The organism is Roseateles sp. P5_D6 (genome assembly GCF_054049415.1).
Map to the genome: position 1 here is coordinate 101,084 of NZ_JBFUMK010000009.1, position 14,671 is coordinate 115,754.

Below are 14,671 nucleotides of genomic sequence, written 5' to 3' on the forward strand. Positions count from 1 at the left end.
ATTGATGAGCGCGCCCTTGTCACCCATTTGCATCGCCGGCCCCACCGGTTGCGGCAAGACGGCAGCGGCTCTCGCCATCGCCGAGGTGCTGCCGGTCGAAATCATCAGCGTCGACTCGGCCCTGGTCTACCGCGGCATGGATATCGGCACCGCCAAGCCCACGGCCGCTGAGCAGGCCGCGGTGCCGCACCATCTCATCGACATCCTTGACCCGACCGAGAGCTATTCGGCCGCCGAGTTCGTGCGCGATGCCAAACGGCTTGCTGCGGAGATCAGCGCGCGTGGCAAGCTGCCGCTGCTGGTGGGCGGCACGATGCTGTACTTCAAGGCGCTGTTCGATGGCCTGTCGACGCTGCCCCAGGCCGACGCCGACCTGCGTGCCGCCATCGACGCCGAGGCGGCCGAGCGCGGCTGGCCAGCGATGCATGCGGAGCTGGCCAAGCTCGACCCTGAAACGGGCGCCCGCTTGGCACCCAACGACAGCCAGCGAATCCAGCGCGCGCTGGAAGTCATCCGCCTGACCGGCCAGCCCCTGAGCGCGCTGCATGCCGCGTCACGCGACGAAGGCGTGGACTGGCCGCTGTTCTCGCTGGAGCCCAGCGACCGCGCTTGGCTGCACGAGCGCCTGGCGCAGCGTTTCGACGTCATGTTGGCCCAAGGGCTGGTCGACGAGGTCAAGAGCTTGCGGGCCCGTGGCGACCTGAGCCTGGCCTTGCCATCGATGCGTTGCGTCGGCTACCGCCAGGCCTGGGAAGCGCTGGACGCCAACAACTTCTCCGACCTGCGCGAGCGCGGCATCGCCGCCACGCGCCAGYTGGCCAAGCGCCAGATCACCTGGCTGCGCAGCATGCCGCAGCGCCGCGTCATCGCTTGCGACGGCGCCCAACCCATCCCCGAGCTGCTGGTCGGCTTGCAGAGGTTGCTCGCTTGATTCCCCAGCGGGCCGGCAGCGCGCGCGAGGACCCAGAATCCGGTCCATGAGTCTTCTGAGTGCGCGCCGCCTGGCGAAGTCCTACGGCGAGGTGGCCGTGTTTTCCGATGTGGATCTGGACCTGGACGCCGGCGAGATCGTTGCCCTGCTCGGCGAGTCCGGCAGCGGCAAGTCCACGTTGCTGAACTGCCTGGCCGGGCTGGACGAGGCCGACGCCGGCACCATCACGCTGGTGGGCCAGGACCTGCGGGCGTTGGACGACGAGGCCCGCTCGGCGCTGCGGCGCCGCGAGCTGGGGTTCATCTTCCAGGCCTTCCATCTGCTGCCGCATCTGAACGTGGCCGACAACGTGGCCCTGCCGCTGCGCCTGCTGGGCCAGCGCGATGACGAACGGGTGCGGCAGATGCTGACGGCGGTGGAACTGGCACCTCTGGCCGCGCGCATGCCCAGGCAGTTGTCGGGCGGGCAGTTGCAGCGCGTGGCGATCGCGCGGGCCCTGGTGCACCGCCCTCGCCTCGTGCTGGCCGATGAACCCACTGGCAACCTCGACCCGCGCCATGCCGGCGAAGTGCTGGCCCTGCTGCGCCGCTGCACGCAGGAAGCCGGTGCAGCCTGCCTGCTGGTGACGCATTCCGAGCGTGCGGCCGAGGCGGCACACCGCAGGCTTCGGCTGGATGCCAGCGGGCTGCATAGCGCATGACCCTTTGGCGCCATTTCACCTGGCCCGCCTGGCGGGACCAGCCCGGCCGCGTCCTTTTGGCCGTCATCGCCGTCATGCTGGGCGTGGCCCTGGCCTTCGGCGTACATCTGCTCAATGGCGCCGCCCTGGCCGAATTCGCGCGTGCGGCGCGCGGCGTCAACGGCCAGCCCGATCTGGTGCTGACGGCCCGCGCCGGCCCGCTGACCGATGCCGACCTCGTCGATCTGCTGAACCGCCCCGAAGTCGCCGCCGCCAACCCCGTCGTCGAGGCCACGGCGCTGTGGCCGGGCCAGGTCGGCCCAGGCGGGCGGGGCCTGTCCATCCGCCTCATCGGCCTGGACCCGCTGGCGCTGCTGGCCTCGGCCGCTGCCGGCCGTCCGCTGGCGGCTGAACTGACGCCCCAGATCGAAGGTGGGCCGGCGGCGCTGCTGAGCCCGCATGTCGTCCACCTGAACGCTGCTGCCCGCAAGCTGCTACCTGGCGGCGCCACCCAGCTGGCGCTGCGCCTGCCAGGCGAAGGCACGCCGCGCGACATCGAGCTGGCCATCGGTGGCCGCGTCGCCGCCGACAACACGCCGCTGGGCGTGCTGGACATCGCCGATGCGCAAGCCCTGTTCGGCCGCGTGGGCAGCCTGGACCGCATCGACGTGCAACTCGCGCCCGGCGTGGACGCCACGGCCTGGACCGCCCGCCTGCCCGCGCGCTGGCTGGCCACGCCTCCGGCCGATACCGGCGCCCGGCTGTCCGACATGACGCGCTCCTACCGCGTCAACCTCGGCCTGCTGGCCCTGATGGCCCTGTTCACCGGCAGCTTCCTCGTCTATGCCGTGCTGTCCCTGGCCACGGCCCAGCGCCTGGCGCAATGGGCGCTGGTGGGCGTGCTCGGCGTATCGGCGCGCATGCGCTGGCGGTTGATCCTGGCCGAAGGCCTGGTCATCGGCCTCGCGGGCACGGCGCTGGGGCTGGCCCTGGGCGTTGGCCTGGCCGCGGGGGCGCTGAAGCTGATGGGCAGCGACCTGGGCTTGCACGGCGCCACCGATTCATCGGCCGAACTGCTGTTCAACCAGCCACTGCTGCTGCCGGCCCTGGTCTACGCGGCACTGGGGCTGGCGGCCACCCTGGTCGCGGCGCTGGCACCCGCACTGACGGTGCGCCGCATCGCGCCCGCGCTCGTGCTCAAGGGCCTGGGCCTGCCGGCGGCGCGCACCTTGCCCGCCTGGGCCGGCTTGGCGCTGCTGGCTGTGGGGGCGTCGCTGGCCTGGCTGCCGCCCGTCTGGGGTGACACACCGGTCGCTGCCTATGCAGCCATGTTCTTTCTGCTGATGGGCGGCCTGGCCCTGGTGCCGGCCCTGGTGCAGCTGATGACGGCGCTGCTCTCGCGCCTGCCGGCGGGCGCCCTGCTGCTGCTGGCCCGCGAACGCAGCCGCGACCAGGCGACCGAAGCGCGCCGGTCGCTGGCCGGCGTCCTGGTTGCCCTTGCCCTGGCCGTGGCCATGACGGTCATGATCGGCAGCTTTCGTGAATCCCTGATGCGCTGGCTGGACCAGGCCCTGCCGGCCGACCTCTACGTGCGCAGTGCGCTGCGGGGCGCCAACGGCATTCCCGCACCGCTGCCGCCGGCCCTGCTGACGGCGTTGTCGCGCCTGCCCGAAGTCGCCCGCACCTCGCCCCAGCTCACGGCCCGGCTGCGGCTGGCGTCCAGCGGCGAAACCGTGGCCCTGACTGCGCGCGACATCCGGGCCGGTGGCCTGCCTCTCGTCGAACGCTGGACGGGCGCAGCCGCGGAGGGCACTCTGGCGGTCTGGGTCAACGAGGCCGCGCGGGACCGCGACGGGCTGAAGCCGGGCCATGTCTTCCAGGGCGAGCTGGTCGACGGCGGCCGCGCGCTGAAGCTGCAGGTGCGCGGCGTCTGGCGTGACTATTCACGCCAGAACACCGCGCTGTGGATGGCGCTGGACGACTACCGCCGCGCCAGTGGCGACACCAGCACGGCCGAGCTGGCACTCTGGCTGGCACCGGGCCGGTCGCTGGAATCGGCGCGCACCGCGGTTCGCCAGCTCGGCGGCGACAACGTCGAAATGGCCGCGGCGGGCGAGCTGCGTTCGCTGTCGCTGAAGATCTTCGACCGCAGCTTTGCCATCACCGTTTGGCTGCAGGCCGTAGCCCTGGCCGTGGGGCTGTTCGGCGTCATCGCCAGCCAGTCGGCTCAGGCGCTGGCGCGCAAACGCGAGTTCGGCCTGCTGCGCCATCTCGGCCTGTCCAGGCGCCAGTTGCAGCGCCTGCTGCTCATCGAAGCCAGCCTGTCGGGCGGCGCGGGCGCGCTGGCCGGGCTGGCGCTGGGCCTGGGCCTGAGCGTGGTGCTGGTCTATGTCGTCAACCCGCAGAGCTTTCACTGGAGCATGGAGATGCATTTGCCGGTTGCGCGCCTGGCGGCCCTGGTCGGCCTGGCCTTCGCGGCGGCGGTCGGCGCTTCGCTGCTGGCCGGCCGGCGCGCCCTCGGCGCTGACGCCGTGCGCGCCGTGAGGGAGGACGCATGAAGCGCCGCGCTCTGTTGCTCGCTGCGCTGCCACTGCCCGCGCGCGCCGCCCTCAACTTCCCGCACGACTTCGGCGCCCACCCGGCCCAGGGCATCGAGTGGTGGTATCTGACGGGCCTGCTCGGCGACAGCGAGAGCGCACCGCCACGCTTCGGCTACCAGCTGACCTTCTTCCGCCTGCCCGGCCCGGCAGCGGCCGACCATCCCAGCGGACTCGCGGCCAGGCAGTTGCTGCTCGGCCATGTCGCCTTGTCCGACCTGGGTGCGAAGAAGCAACGCCACAGCCAACGGTTGCTGCGCGGCCTGCCCGGCGCGGTGCAGGCCATGGAGGGTGACAGCGACGTCAAGCTGCGCGACTGGACGCTCAAGCGCAGCGGCGACGGCTATCGCGCCGCCTTCAACGGCCCGGGCTTCGCGCTGGCGCTGAACCTGTCCACGCCCGACGCGCCATTGCTGCAGGGCGAGGCCGGCCTGTCCCGCAAGGGGCCCGATCCCGCGCAGTTCAGCCGCTACTACTCGCGCCCCCAACTCGCCACCGAGGCCATGCTGACCCTGGACGGCCAACGCCAGCGCCTCACCGGCCGCGCCTGGCTGGACCATGAATGGAGCGACAGCGTGCTGGGCCAGGCGCAGGGTTGGGACTGGCTGGGCATCAACCTCGATGATGGACGCGCGCTGACCCTCTTCCAGCTGCGCCGCAAGGACGGCAGCCGGGACTGGGCCGGCGGCAGCCTGCGCAGCCCCGGGCAGCCCGACCGCAGCTTCACGCCCCAGGAGGTCGAGATGACGCCGCTGCGGCACTGGACCAGCCCCGCCACGGGCGCGCGCTACCCGGTCGAGTGGCGGCTGAAGAGCCCAGCTGGCGACATGCTGCTGAGCACGTACTTCGACGCCCAGGAGATCGACGCGCGAAACAGCAGCGGCCTCGTCTATTGGGAAGGTGTCGCCCAGTTGTTCGACCGCGAAAAACGGCCACTCGGCGCCGGCTACCTGGAGTTGACCGGCTACGCAGGGCGCCTGCCACTACCGTGACCCACAATGCGCGCCGAATGTAGCCACGGCAACCCACTCGCCCGACCTTTGGCTGGGACAACCCGGCGCAGCCATGCGCTGCAACTGCTCTGCCACCAGGACCTTGACGACGCGATGCTGGCCCGCACCTGCGCCGTGTTGACTGAAAAGCTGTAACCCCATGAGTTCCACGACCGAACGCCCCGCGTCCAAGCAGGCCCGCTCCTTGAGCGGCCTGGTGCCCTTCCTGCGCCCCTACCGCGGCCGCATCGCGCTGGCCTTTGCAGCCCTGTTGCTGTCTGCCATGGCCACGCTGGCCTTCCCGCTGGCGCTGCGCGGACTCATCGACGCCGGCTTCGAGGCCGCCAACCCCGGCGAGAAGCTGATGGCGTTGCGCGAGCATTTCCTCGCGATGTTCGCCGTCGGCGCCGCACTGGGGCTGTTCTCGGCGTCGCGCTTCTACATGGTCACCTGGCTGGGCGAGCGCGTGACGGCCGACCTGCGCAATGCCGTCTACACCCATGTGCTGCGCCAGAGCCCTGAGTTCTTCGAGACGACGCAGACCGGCGAGGTGCTCTCCCGCATCACGACGGACACCACCGTCGTGCAGACCGTCGTCGGCTCCAGCCTGTCCATGGGCCTGCGCAACATGGTCATGGGCATCGGCGCGCTGATCATGCTCATCGTCACCAATCCCTATGTGATGGGCCAGGTGCTGGGCATCCTGGTGCTGGTCGTGGCGCCGGCGCTTTACTTCGGCCGCCGCGTGCGCAAGCTCTCGCGCGCCAGCCAGGACCGTGTGGCTGACACCTCGGCCATCGCCGCCGAGGTGCTGAACGCCGTCACCGTCGTGCAGAGCTACACCCAGGAGGCGGCCGAGGCGAAGCGCTTCTCTGCCGCCAGCGAGGCCGCCTTCGACACGGCGCGCAAGCGCACGCGCATCCGCAGCTTCATGGTCGCCTTCATCATCACGGCCGTCTTCGGCGCCATGCTGTGGGGCCTCTACCAGGGCACGCAGGCCGTCATCGCCGGCAAGATCTCGGCCGGCCACCTGGGCCAGACCGTCGTCTACGTGACCCTGCTGGTCAGCAGCGTGGCCGTGCTGGCCGAAGTCTGGGGCGACGTGCTGCGCGCGGCGGGTGCAACGGAGCGCCTCATCGAACTGATGGAGGCGCGGTCACCAGTGGCCGAGCCCGCTGCGCCGAAGGCCTTGACGGCCGCGCAGGGCGGCAGCCGTGTCGAGTTCGACGCCATCACCTTCAACTACCCCTCACGGCCCGCCACGGCGGCGCTGGACCGGCTCAGCCTGAACATCGCGCCCGGCGAGACCGTCGCCCTGGTCGGCCCCAGCGGCGCCGGCAAGAGCACGGTGCTGCAACTGCTGCTGCGCTTTTACGACCCGCAGTCCGGCTCGATCCGGCTCAACGGCGTCGAGACCCGCGAACTGAGCCTCAAGGACCTGCGCGCCAACATCGGCCTGGTGCCGCAGGACAGCGTCATCTTCTCGACCTCGGCGATGGAGAACATTCGCTACGGCCGCCCAAGCGCGACGGACGACGAAGTCATCGCCGCAGCCAAGGCCGCCTTTGCCGACGATTTCATCCGCGCCCTGCCCGAGGGCTATCAGAGCTTCCTCGGCGAGCGCGGCGTGCGCCTGTCCGGCGGCCAGCGCCAGCGCATCAGCATCGCCCGGGCCATGTTGAAGAACCCTCCGCTGCTGCTGCTGGACGAAGCGACGAGCGCGCTGGACGCCGAAAGCGAACGCGTTGTGCAGGCCGCACTGGAAGCAGCCATGCAGCACCGCACGACGCTGGTCATCGCCCACCGCCTGGCCACCATCCAGAAGGCGGATCGCATCGTCGTGCTGGACGCCGGGCGCATCGTCGACATCGGCCGTCATGATGAGCTGGTGGCCCGCGGCGGGCTGTATGCGAAGTTGGCGTCGATGCAGTTTGGGCTGAAGGCCGACGCGCAAGCCGCTGCTTGAACGGCTGGTCCTGGGGGGCGGACGCCACCCGTCCTGCGCCATGCGCTTGGCCGGGCCTTAGAACGAATCTTCCCGCATGAAAAAACTCGCCTTTGCATTGATCCCCACACTGCTGCCCATCGCCATCGCGGCCCAGACACTGGTCTACGTCGGCACCGACACCGGCGGCGAGAGCAAAGGCATCTACGTCTCCACTCTTGACGAGATCACCGGCGCGCTGTCCCCGCCGCTGCTGGCCGCCGCCATCGGCAACCCGGGCTTCCTCACCACGCATCCGAGCAAGCCCGTTGTCTACTCGGTCGCAGCCGGCCGCGCCGCGGATGGGTCCTGGAAAGAGGAAGTTGCCGCGTTCACCGTGCAGGACGACGGCCGCCTGGTGCTGCTCAACACCCGGCCCTCGGGCGGCAACGGCCCTTGCCACATCTCCGTCGATGCCGGTGGGCGCGTGCTGCTGCTGGCCAACTACAACGGGGGCAACGTCGTGTCCTACCCCATCCAGGGCGACGGCAGCCTGGGGCCGGCGGCTTCCACGGTTCAGCATGAGGGCGCCAGCGTCAACCCACAGCGCCAGCAGCAACCCCACCCGCACAGCATCTACCCCGGCCCGACCCAGACCCGCGCCTACGTGCCCGACCTGGGGCTGGACAAGGTGGTTATCTATCGGCTGGACACGGCCAGCGGCCGGATCTCACCCAACATGCCGGCCCATGCCACCACCGAGCCCGGCGGCGGCCCGCGCCACCTCGCCTTCCATCCGAATGGCCGCTACGCCTACGTGAACCTGGAGCTGACCTCCCGCGTGGCCGCCTACCGCGTGGATGCGGTGACCGGCGCGATGGAGGGCTTTCAAGTGCTGTCCAGCCTGCCGCCCGGCACCAAGGCCGAAGGTAACAGCACCGCCGAGATTCTGGTCCACCCAGGCGGCCGGTTCCTCTACGTGTCCAACCGCGGACACGACAGCATCGCGATGTTCGAGATCGACCCGCAGGACGGTTCGCTGCGCTTCATCGRGGCGACGAGCACCGGCGGGCACATGCCGCGCAGTTTTGGCATCGTGCCGGGCGGGCGCTTTCTGGTGGCGGCCAATCATGACAGCGGCAACGTCACCGTTTTTCGCATGAATCCCGAGCGCGGCACGCTGTCACGCGTTGGCGGCGAGGTAGCGATTGACCAGCCTGCGTACGTTCGCTTCTTGCGGCGCTAGACGATAGTCGTCGCGGCGGCCAAGGCCCGCCAGGGCTATGCCAACCTCCTTGGCGAGGGCAGCGTGCGCCTGTCTGGCGGCCAACGCCGGCGCATCAGCATCGCTCGTGCCATGCTGAAGAACCCGCCGCACTGGGCGCCACGAAGAGCTGGTGGCTCGCGGCGGGCTGTATGCGAAGTTGGCGGCGATGCAGTTTGGGTTGGTCACGAACGCAGGAGCGGCCTGAGCTACTCCGGCAGCCGCCGCATCCAGCGCGACATGTGGCTCTGGTGGGCGAAGCCGGCCATCAACGCGATCTCGCTGAGCGCCYCCGCCCGCTGCTGCACCAGTTGCCGGGCACGCTCGACACGCCGCGACACCACGTAGCGATGCACCGGCATGCCGACGCCGCTGCGAAACAGCCGCTGCAGGCTCCACGGACTGACGCCCGCCACCCGCGCCAGGCTGGGCAGCGACAGCGGTCGTTCGAGATTCGCCTCGATGTAGTCCTGCACGCGCTGTAGGGCCGGGGCTGCGGGCGCCTCCGGCGATGACGGCGCGCGCAGCAGCACCGCCGTGGCAACCGACTGCACAAGGCCGTTGCGGAAGTGCTCACCAAAGGGAGCGTCGGATTGCAGGTCCTGGGCCAGCGCATAGAGCAGCCCCTGCAGGCGCGGCTCGCGCGCCATGTGGACCATGCCGACTTCGACATGCCGGCTGCCCAGGCCCAGCTCGTCCGCCATCCGCTCCAGCCGGGACGGGGCGATCAACACCTCCAGGCTGTTGAAGTCGGACTGGGCCTCAAACCCGTCGGCGGCCCCAGCCGGCACGATGTCCACGTCGCCGCGCGTGCGCAGGAAGGGCAGCCCCGTGCGCAGACAGGCCGTCTTGGTGCTGGCACTGAGATGGAGGACGACGCGGTGGTGGTCCAGCGGCGTGGCGAGCGCCCGACCCGCACGTTCGTGCCGCGACCGCAACGCCATCCCGCTCCGGCTGATCAACTCTGAATGCATGGCGGCAATCTAGCGGGCCGGCCAAATCCCCAGCCGCCGAGGGGCCGTGCCCGAATGTGCCGTCCGCTGCTCTTTTCGTGCGCGACAGGACATGCCCACCGCCCCTACAAACTCGGCATGAACAACATCCTTGTCATCGGCGCGGGCCCCACGGGCTCGAACACTGCGGCCCTCCTTGCGTCCCAGGGCCATCACGTCACGCTGGTCAGCCGGCGCGGAACGCCTGCATCCCACCCGGGTGTGAGGCACGCGGCGGCGGACGTCAACGACCCGCAAACCATGCGCGAACTCGCCGCGGGCGTCGACACCCTCATCAACTGCGCGATGCCGGCCTACGACCGCTGGCCCGAGGAATTCCCGCCGATCGGGAGCGCCGCGCTGTCGGTGGCGGCGGCCGTGGGCGCCCGGCTCGTGACCCTGAGCAACGTCTACGGCTACGGCCCTGTCGAAGGACCGCTGCGCGAGAACCATGCGCTGGCGCCCCATACCGTCAAGGGGCGGGTGCGCGCCGGCATGTGGGACCTGGCCCGGCGCAGCGGCGTGCCGGTGGCCGAGGTCCGCGCGAGCGACTTCCTGGGCCACGCGTCGGTGGGCTACTTCAACCTCTTCGTGCTACCGGCGCTGCTGAAGGGTGAGGAGAGCGTCTTTCCTGGCGACCTCGACGCCGCGCACAGCTGGAGCTTCACGCTGGACGTCGCGGCCACGCTGGCCGCGGCGGCGACGTCGCAGCAGTCCTGGGGTCGGGCCTGGCATGTACCGTCCTGCACGGCCTCCGTGCACGAGCTGGCCACCGCCACCGCCCGCTTGGCGAAGCTGGGCGCACCCAGGCTGCGGCGCATGACGGCCGAGGAGCTCCGGCAAGCGGCCGAGGCTGACACCATGATGGCGGAGGTGGCCGAGATGGTCTACCTGTTCGAGCGCCCGTTCCTGCTGGATGCCAGCGAGACGCAACGCCTGCTGGGCGTGTCGGCCACGCCGCTGGAGCAGGTGCTGGCTGACAACCTGGGGCCCTGCTAGACCAGGCGCCTGCGGAGACAATAGGGGCATGAGCACCCCGCCCCGTCCTCCGCAGCAATACGAAGACTTCATGCGCCATGTGTTCGAGCATGGCGTGCAAAAGAGCGACCGCACCGGCACCGGCACGCGCAGCGTGTTCGGCCACCAGATGCGCTTCGACCTCGCCCAGGGCTTCCCGCTGGTCACGACGAAAAAAGTGCACCTGAAGTCCATCGTGCTGGAGCTGCTGTGGTTCCTGCGTGGCGACAGCAACGCCCGCTGGCTGCAGGAACGCGGCGTGACGATCTGGAACGAGTGGGCGCGTGAAGACGGCGACCTGGGGCCCGTCTACGGCGTGCAGTGGCGCTCGTGGCCGACGCCAGACGGTGGTCACATCGACCAGATTGCCGACGTCGTCAAGACGCTGAAGTCCAACCCCGACTCGCGCCGCATCATCGTCAGCGCCTGGAATGTGGCCGACCTGCCCCAGATGGCACTGATGCCCTGCCACGCCTTCTTCCAGTTCTACGTGGCGGACGGGAAACTGAGCTGCCAGCTCTACCAGCGCAGCGCCGACATCTTCCTGGGCGTGCCGTTCAATATTGCGTCATACGCGCTGCTGACGATGATGCTGGCTCAGCAGTGCGACCTTGCCTTGGGCGACTTCATCTGGACCGGTGGCGACTGCCACATCTACGACAACCACGTCGAGCAGGTGCAGGCCCAGCTCGCCCGCGAGCCGCGGCCCTACCCGACGATGACGATCAAGCGCCGGCCGGCGTCGATCTTTGATTACGAGTTCGAGGACTTCGAGCTGAGCGGCTACGACCCGCACCCGGCCATCAAGGCGCCGGTGGCCGTATGAGCAAGGTCACGCTGGTGGCAGCCGTTGCGAAAGACGGCGCGATCGGGCGCAACAACGCGCTGCTCTGGCACCTCCCCGAGGACATGGCGCACTTCAAGGCGCTGACCTTGGGCAAGCCCGTCGTCATGGGCCGCAAGACCTGGGACTCGATACCCCCGAAGTTCCGCCCGCTCCCGGGCCGCCGCAATCTCGTCATCAGCCGTTCGGGGGTCGAACTGCCCGGTGCCGAGGTGTTTGCGAGCCTGGATGCGGCGCTGGCCGCCTGCCAGGACGCGCCCGAGGCCTGCGTCATCGGCGGCGGCGAGATCTACGCGCTGGCCTTGCCGCGGGCTGACAAGCTGGCGCTGACCGAGGTGGATGCCGTCTTCCCAGATGCGGACCGGCATTTCCCGGCTTGGCCGCGCGACCGCTTCATCGAAGACCGACGCGAGCCGCACGCCGGCGCCAACGGTCTTCGTTTCGATTTTGTTGACTACGTTCTCAAGGAGTAACCCCATGTCCGGACACGGCTTCCACGTCCACGGCCCGCACGAGCACGAGCTGGAGCATGCGGCCCAGCACGATGCCAAGGGCTTTGCCGGCCAATTGGCCGTCATCACCGCCATCCTGGCCACGCTCGGCGCCGGCTTCTCGTACATGGGCGGCGCGACCCAGGCCAATGCCGGCATCCTGAAGAACGATGCGGCCATCAAGAAGACCGAGGCCGGCAACCAGTGGAACTACTACCAGTCCAAGAGCAGCAAGCAGAACCTCGCGGAGCTCGCGCTGGAGCTGAGCCCTAGCGAAGAAGCCAAGACCAAGTACCGCGACAAGGTCGCCCGCTACGAGAAGGAAAAGGCCGACATCAAGCTGGCTGCCGAGGCGCTGGAAGCCGAGTCCAAGCACTTCGACGAGAAGAGCGAGGCGCAGCTGCACATGCATCACCGCTGGGCCCAGGCGACGACGGCGCTGCAGGTGTCCATCGCGCTGGCCGCCATCGCGCTGCTGACCAAGCGCCGCTGGATGGAATGGGCCACCATCGCCGCGGGCGGCATCGGCATCGTGCTGGGTGGATTGGCCGCGGCGCACATCTGACGCCGCCCCAGGACGCCCGGCATGCTCCATCGCATCGACGAAGAGATCACCTTCCGCAAGTTGGAGATCCTGCTGGCCTTCATGGAGAGCGGCAATCTCGCGCGGGCGGCGGAGCGGCTGGGCATCAGCGCGGTCAGCGTGCACCGGGCGCTGCATTCTCTGGAGACGGGCACGCGCTGCAGCCTGTTCCGGCTGGAGGGCCGCAACCTGCAGCCCAATGACGCGGCCCACGCACTGGCCGACGTGGCCCGCGAGGTGCTGCAGGCGATGGCCCACGGCATCCGCGCCACGCGCGAGATCGCTGGCTACGCGGCCGATCGCATCCGCATCGGCTCGCTGTACTCGCTGACCAGCGGCACCGTGCCGGCCCTCATCATGGCGCTGCGCCTGCGCAAGCCCGACATCCAGACCGAGCTCGTGCTGGGCTCCAACAGCGACCTGCTGCGCAAGCTGCGTGACGGCGCCGTGGACGCGACGGTGATGGGCTTTCCCGAGGGCGCGGCGGACGTCGAGTCGCAGCTGCTGTTCGAGGACGAGATCTTCTTCGCCGCACCTGCCGACTCGGCCTACGCCCGCCAGACCGAGGTGGACTTGGGCGCCTGCGCGGACGAGCGTTTCGTGTCGCTGAACGAAGGCTATGTGACGCGCGACCGCTTCGTCGAAGCCTTCCAGGTGGCGGGCTTCGAGCCCAACGTCGTCATGACCACCAGCGACATCTTCTCGCTGATGAACCTGGTGGGCGGCGGCATCGGCTGCACGCTGCTGCCCGGCCGCGTGCGCGGCGTGCTGCCGCGCAGCGTCTGCCTCGTGCCGCTGGCGGCGCGCTACCAGATGAGGCAGAAGATCAGTGTCGTCTTCCTGCGCACGCGGGAGCGTGACCCCAACCTGCTGTCGCTGCTGGCCGCCTGCCGCAGCCACACGGCGGAGCTGGAAGCCAACCTCCCGCCGCCGTTGATGCCGGGGCACGGTGGGTAGGGACTGCCGCCCACCGAGTCGGCACGCTTCTCAAGAACCTTCGGTCAATCGACCAGCGCCTGCAGCGCCTTCAGGTCGAGCTGCTGCAGCACGCGCTGCATCGGTTCGGTGAAGACGTCGCCGCCATTCACGGCCACCTTCAGCATCTGCGGCCGGCCGGGGTGGCTGCGGTCCCAGGGGAAATCCGGGTCGGGCCTGACCAGGCGCGGGTAGCGGTCCAGCGGCACGGCGGCGTCGTGCAGCCCGTTCAAGCCCAGCAGCGCAGGCGCGGCCAGTTGCTGCGGCGACAGGCCGGCGCGCCAGGCCTCGACGCGGCGAAGCATGGTCTGCAGCGGGTTGGCGTCGACACCGGCGGCTGCCTTGCGGCGAGCCGTGCGTGCCTCGGCTTCGCGGGTGGCGCGCAGTTGGTCGCGCAACTCGACAGTCATCTTTTCTGCCGCGGCCGGGTCCACCTTGCGCAGGCCGGCGGTCACCTTCTGCACCTGGGATTCGTCAAAGGCCTCGCGCGCGGCAGCGTCGCCCTCGGCCGGCAGGCCCGCGCGGGCGCTGCTGTCCTCCTGCATGCGGCGCTTCAGGTCGCGCAGCGTGAAGTCCACGTACTCGGCGGTGGTCACCGCCACCCAGGGCAGGCGGCCACCGCGCGTGAACACCAGCTGATGGCCGCCGTACAGCGTGTAGCCGTTGAGTTGCCCGGTGGCGGGAAGCTCGCGCCAGGCCTGCAGCTGTTCGTCGCGCAACTCGGCATGGGGCGACTCGAAGAAGCTGGTGGGCGCGTTGATGGCCACCACCACCGCGGCCATCGGCCCGAGACGGTTGGCCTTGGGGTTGACGTCGCAGCGGCCGGGCAGCCACATGCTTTCGCGGTGGTCGCGCAGCAGCAGGCTGCCGCTGCGCGCGGGTGCGTCCCATTGGCCACCCACCTGCCAGCTGCTGCGCAGCCGCGTGCGCGGCAGCTCGTGCAGTTCCCGCTGGGCATGCAGGATCGCGTTGACCCGTTGCAGCGCCTGCCGCATCGGGGCGACGGCGGGGTCGGTGACGCGGCGCTGGTCCGCCGTGGTGGGGTGCTCCGCATCCACCCAGCAGTCGATGGCAGCGGCGGCGGGCTGCGGCACGGCCAGCAGCGCCAACGTGCTCATCGCGGCAGCAGCGCGCGGCAAGGTGTCGTTCAGGAACAGGCGCAGGGCCTTGGTGACTGGCATCTGAAGGTCGAAGCGGAATGAGGGATTCATGGTCGACGGATGGCGATAGCGAGGCGCCAGTGTTGCGAGCCGCCAGGGCGCTGTCATCGCTCTGAAGAGCCATCGCGGCCGTGGCATGCATGGCTCTCCGATGACTGCCGCCATGGCCTGTCGGGCGGATGGCAGCCGCGCACCTGGTCGGCACAGTGCCGCCACCCCAAT

13 protein-coding genes are annotated in these 14,671 nt (G+C 69.9%); 11 read left to right on the forward strand and 2 right to left on the reverse strand.

From position 1 onward, the window contains the following. Nucleotides 1-4 precede the first annotated feature (4 nt). The 6 genes from miaA (at nt 5) to ACXJKM_RS14130 (ending at nt 8,369) form a co-directional block, all read left to right on the forward strand. On the forward strand, nt 5-931 hold the full coding sequence (gene miaA / locus ACXJKM_RS14105; protein ID WP_457353082.1) for a tRNA (adenosine(37)-N6)-dimethylallyltransferase MiaA: 927 nt from the start codon (nt 5-7) through the stop codon (nt 929-931). A 46-nt stretch (nt 932-977) separates the two neighbouring features. Further along, a complete protein-coding gene (locus ACXJKM_RS14110) occupies nt 978-1,631 on the forward strand; it encodes an ABC transporter ATP-binding protein (protein WP_056201577.1) in 654 nt (217 codons plus the stop codon). Then, nucleotides 1,628-4,168, forward strand: a complete 2,541-nt coding sequence (locus tag ACXJKM_RS14115) for an FtsX-like permease family protein (protein WP_457353084.1) — start codon at nt 1,628-1,630, stop codon at nt 4,166-4,168. The genes ACXJKM_RS14110 and ACXJKM_RS14115 overlap by 4 nt, the downstream gene beginning before the upstream one ends. Next, nucleotides 4,165-5,199, forward strand: a complete 1,035-nt coding sequence (locus tag ACXJKM_RS14120; RefSeq protein WP_457353086.1) for a lipocalin-like domain-containing protein — start codon at nt 4,165-4,167, stop codon at nt 5,197-5,199. Before ACXJKM_RS14115 ends, ACXJKM_RS14120 begins: the two co-directional genes overlap by 4 nt. A 160-nt stretch (nt 5,200-5,359) precedes the next feature. Beyond that, the gene (locus ACXJKM_RS14125) at nt 5,360-7,165 is read left to right on the forward strand and encodes an ABC transporter transmembrane domain-containing protein (RefSeq protein WP_457353088.1); all 1,806 of its coding nucleotides are present in this window, start codon (nt 5,360-5,362) and stop codon (nt 7,163-7,165) included. 76 nt (nt 7,166-7,241) lie between these two features. Next, a complete protein-coding gene (locus tag ACXJKM_RS14130) occupies nt 7,242-8,369 on the forward strand; it encodes a lactonase family protein (protein WP_457353090.1) in 1,128 nt (375 codons plus the stop codon). Nucleotides 8,370-8,596: 227 nt separating this feature from the next. Here ACXJKM_RS14130 and ACXJKM_RS14135 read toward each other — a convergent pair whose 3' ends face one another. Further along, on the reverse strand, nt 8,597-9,361 hold the full coding sequence (locus tag ACXJKM_RS14135; protein WP_457353092.1) for a helix-turn-helix domain-containing protein: 765 nt from the start codon (nt 9,359-9,361) through the stop codon (nt 8,597-8,599). A 117-nt stretch (nt 9,362-9,478) separates the two neighbouring features. On the opposite strand from ACXJKM_RS14135, the gene ACXJKM_RS14140 reads away from it, so the two are divergent. Genes ACXJKM_RS14140 through ACXJKM_RS14160 form a run of 5 tightly spaced genes read left to right on the forward strand, consistent with a single transcriptional unit; the run spans nt 9,479 to nt 13,271 of the window. Further along, nucleotides 9,479-10,378 carry an NAD-dependent epimerase/dehydratase family protein gene (locus ACXJKM_RS14140; protein ID WP_457353094.1) on the forward strand — a complete coding sequence of 300 codons (900 nt, stop codon included), beginning with the start codon at nt 9,479-9,481 and terminating at the stop codon, nt 10,376-10,378. A 28-nt stretch (nt 10,379-10,406) separates the two neighbouring features. Further along, nucleotides 10,407-11,222 carry a thymidylate synthase gene (locus tag ACXJKM_RS14145; protein ID WP_457353096.1) on the forward strand — a complete coding sequence of 272 codons (816 nt, stop codon included), beginning with the start codon at nt 10,407-10,409 and terminating at the stop codon, nt 11,220-11,222. Then, nucleotides 11,219-11,713, forward strand: a complete 495-nt coding sequence (locus tag ACXJKM_RS14150) for a dihydrofolate reductase (RefSeq protein WP_457353098.1) — start codon at nt 11,219-11,221, stop codon at nt 11,711-11,713. The genes ACXJKM_RS14145 and ACXJKM_RS14150 overlap by 4 nt, the downstream gene beginning before the upstream one ends. A gap of 4 nt (nt 11,714-11,717) precedes the next feature. Then, entirely contained in the window at nt 11,718-12,296 is a 579-nt protein-coding gene (locus ACXJKM_RS14155; RefSeq protein WP_056201550.1) for a DUF4337 domain-containing protein, read from the forward strand. Nucleotides 12,297-12,317: 21 nt separating this feature from the next. Next, the gene (locus ACXJKM_RS14160) at nt 12,318-13,271 is read left to right on the forward strand and encodes a LysR family transcriptional regulator (RefSeq protein ID WP_457353100.1); all 954 of its coding nucleotides are present in this window, start codon (nt 12,318-12,320) and stop codon (nt 13,269-13,271) included. A gap of 44 nt (nt 13,272-13,315) precedes the next feature. Here the strand turns inward: ACXJKM_RS14160 and ACXJKM_RS14165 are convergent, their stop codons facing one another. Beyond that, complete coding sequence (locus tag ACXJKM_RS14165) at nt 13,316-14,500, reverse strand: hypothetical protein (protein WP_457353102.1); 1,185 nt, start codon at nt 14,498-14,500, stop codon at nt 13,316-13,318. Nucleotides 14,501-14,671 lie beyond the last annotated feature (171 nt).